The organism is Shewanella colwelliana (assembly GCF_001735525.1).
In the GTDB taxonomy this organism is placed as follows: domain Bacteria; phylum Pseudomonadota; class Gammaproteobacteria; order Enterobacterales; family Shewanellaceae; genus Shewanella; species Shewanella colwelliana.
In genome coordinates this window covers 1-4,022 of the sequence record NZ_MCBT01000031.1, presented here as the reverse complement: position 1 = coordinate 4,022, position 4,022 = coordinate 1, and the positions used below count along the sequence as shown (strand labels likewise).

Below are 4,022 nucleotides of genomic sequence, written 5' to 3'. Positions count from 1 at the left end.
CATCACCATGAGCTTCACTGTCACCATTGATGATGACAATAATGGCACCGCCACCCAAGTCGTGGTGGTCACCATTACTGGCACCAATGATCTCCCCGTGATTAATGCCGCGGCGACTGTTGTATCTGAAGAAGGTCTATTGGCTGGCATTATTGATAATATCGGTGATCCTTCTGATCAAACTGATTTGAAAACAAATGGAGGTGTTATCACCTTTACAGATCCTGACGCCTCTGACAGCAGTGCCTTTACGGTTTCATTGTCTGGTCCAAGTACTAATGTATATTCAGATGAACAACTCGTCAGTTGGAGTTGGGATAGCCAGACGAACACGCTAACTGGTTCAGTGGGTAACACAGTTATCATGACAATAGTACTTGGCTCAGTAAGCGGAGACGTGTCTGGATATAGCGTTGCTTATACCGTCAATCTCCTTGGGCCTGTAGATCATGAACTGAATAGCATTGAAGACATCATGTTATTGAACTTTGGAGTTACTATTAATGATGGCTCCGGCGACGCAACAACAACCTTGAGTGTCACTATTGAAGATGATTCAGGAGTAGACCAAGTTGATGAGTCTTTGGTCCATGACATTTCCCATAGCGTAGGCAGCACAGTCACTGCCGATCTCTTCAATCCTGGTGCTGATGGGTTTGGCGAAGTTAATTTTGAGCTTATTACATCTGGTTTAAAACACGATGGGTATGATCTGGTTTATACGATGAGTGGTAATACATTAACAGCTAGTGCTAATGGCGTTGACATATTTACGTTAACGGCCGTATTAGACGGTAATGGGCATTACGACTATCAATTTGTTCTGCTTCAGGAAATGGATCAGGAAGCGATAGTCAATTACGACATTGGCTCAGCTCCTGCTGGGAATAACCTCACCTACTTCGTAGATTTTGATGGTTCTATCTATGCCCAAAATGGACAAGCTGCCAGCGTTATTTCGACGATAACTGGGTACACTAACGGAGTATCTTCGCAGATCAACTCCAACAGTCATGGTATAGGTGTGGGCCCTCAAACCTCCATCAGTGCTAATGAGTCAATTAAAATTGAGTATGGCGTTGACGGTACGAGTATTTTAGCAGTTAATTTGGGAACCAATAACAACGGTAACCATACTGGTTCTGCTGATATTCAATACATAGTTACTTACTCAGACAATTCGACAAAGGTCGTTAATATAACAACCACAAATGGCATATTTCTGATTGAAGAGTTAGAACACAATGGTTTGGCAATTATGTCGATTGAAATCTTCCATGTTAATGGGGAAGATTTCCAAATAAATGGCCTATCTTCATCGGGCATTATTTTCAATAGCCCTATCGATCTTGAATTTGCCTACACTGCTACAGACAATGATGGCGACGCAATACCATTTACTAATGACAATAACGGCCATTTTTATATCACACTAACGCCAGATAATTATGTACCAAATGCCATTAATAATGCATACAAAGTCGATAGCGGCGGGGTAATAAGCTCCAATGTAATAACTGATGATACTGGCTCAGGGGCAGATAGCGATGCCAATGGACACAATCTCAAAGTAACTCATATCAACGGTGCAGAGCTTACATTTGTAAATGGCATTGCTACCGTTAATGTTGCGGGCGGTGTGTTAACAATTCAAGAAGATGGAACCTATACCTATCAGCACAATGGTAATGGGTCCGCACCCGTTAGGTTTACTTATGAAATAAGTGATAGCAATGGTGGTACCGACACCGCTGCGGTTGAGATTGAGATATTTAATCACCAGACTCTTAATCCTGGGGATGATACACACCAAGGTAGTGACGGGAATGACCTTATTGTGAGCGATACAACAAGTATTGTTCCTGGAGAGGACTACAATATTGCCTTCCTTATTGATACATCTGGAAGCATGGGCCAGTCCGCCGTTAATACTGCAAAAGCTCAAATATTAAGTGTTATCGAACAGCTTGTGGCTAATGCAAGTCAGCCTAATTCGGGTACTGTAAATATTCTCTTAGTCGATTTTGCTAGCTCTGCTCAAACACTTATCTCTATCGATTTAACAGCTAATGATGTCTTGACACAGATAAGTGATGCAATGAGATCTATGAGTAGTGGTGGTCAAACTAATTATTATGCTGCCTTTAACGAGGTTTATAATTGGTTTGCCACAGGGCTTGCATCTCAAAATAGCGGTACCAACCTGACCTACTTCATTACTGACGGTAGGCCAACTTCCGATGGCGGCATTCCAGGCAGTAGTTACCAAAACGGATTAGCGGCATTTAATCTACTCAGTGCATTATCGATAATACAAGCAATTGGACTCGGTAATAATATTAACAGCAATGTTCTTGAGAACTTCGACTCAGACGGACAGATCCTCAATAATGTTGATGTGAGTAATCTCGCCGATGCAATTCTTCAATCCAGTCTGCTTCCTGGTAACGATGTGATCACTGCTGGTGATGGACACGATATCGTCTTTGGTGACTTGGCTCAATTCACGGGTATCAATACCCAGGGATATGATGCTTTAAAAGAATATGTATCAACTCAAACCAACATCAGCATTAATGATATTACTGATGTTGAAATCCATGGGTATATCTCTGAACATACTGACGAGTTCGATATCTCGGGTGCTGACGATGGCAGTGATACCATCTATGGCGGTAACGGAAACGATATCTTATTTGGGCAGGGGGACGACGATATACTTATAGGTGGCCTCGGCAGCGATGTACTAATTGGTGGTACTGGCAGTGACATTATGGATGGTGGTGTCGATACGGACCGCGATACATTCGTGTGGAATCTTGGTTCTGCTGATGGAAGTACTGATACGGTTGTCAACTTTGACGTTAATTACGACGCGTTGGATCTTTCAAGTATTCTCATTGATGAAGAAACGGGTACCTTCTCCTTAGACCAATACTTAGAGTTTAACTTTAGTGGAGGTAACACCGAAATATCCGTAGATTCAAATCACGATGGTGTGACAGATCTGATTATTGTCCTAGAAAACGTTGACCTGACGGATAACAATTCACTTAGCGACAATCAAGTGATCACCAACTTACTTAACAATGAAAATCTAATAATCGATACCATACCGTAAAATTTAATATGGCTACGTAAATAGTCCGATAGAAGGCCAAGCTAATCATTAAGAGGTTTGGCCTTTTTGTTTCAGTACCCAGAAGCAATAACTTTTATCCATACTTAAGCATGACCTTTCCGTCAAAAAATTGACCATTGCCAGCATCACTGTTAACATCTCATTCTTGGCGAAAAAGTACGCTAACAATTGCAACCAGTTGGTTACGATTGTATTTATTTAATCTGCGGGGGCAGGAATGAAATCACTAGTTACAGCTAAAAACGGACACGTCACAAATACTCAAGGAAATGTATCAATTCAATCGGATACAGGAAGTAAAGTTGCTAATATTGGAGACTACGTCCCTGCTGGTACAAAGGTTTCAATCCCTGATGAATCTACGCTTGAGATCGCCTATCAAGATGGTAGTACCTATAACAGTGCAGAGGTACTACCAGAGCAAATTGAAACAGCGACTGATACCAACGCATTAAATGAAATAGAGCAATTGCAGGCCCTTATAGCTGCTGGGGACGATCCAACTGCTGCGCTACCAGACACAGCTGCAGGTGGTGCTCAAGGTAATGAAGGTGGTTCTGATTTTGTGTCTTTAAGTCGAAGTGGAGCACAAACCATAGCCTCTGCAGGCTTTAATACCGATGGTATTTCACAACCTGAATTTACGCCAACAACAGAATTAGTGAGCAGCGATGATTCCCCCACCATCGCTACCAACGACAGCAACACCATTGCAGAAGATACCGTCGCCACTGGCAACGTATTGGCTAACGACAGCGATATCGACAGCGACTTGTCAGTGGTCAGCTTCACTGTTAACGGCGAAACCGTTGCAGCAGGCACCACGGTTGAGGTGGAAGGCGGCTCATTAGTCATCAACGCCGATGGCACCTACACCTTC

The 4,022-nt window shown here is 42.6% G+C and carries 2 protein-coding genes; both read left to right on the top strand.

The genetic code is table 11. From position 1 onward, the window contains the following. The coding region (locus BEL05_RS10585; protein WP_139151867.1) for a VWA domain-containing protein at nucleotides 1-3,121 on the top strand (3,121 nt) is incomplete at its 5' end. 238 nt (nucleotides 3,122-3,359) lie between these two features. Further along, a partial coding sequence (locus tag BEL05_RS10580) for a retention module-containing protein (protein ID WP_139151866.1) occupies nucleotides 3,360-4,022 on the top strand: 663 nt, incomplete at its 3' end.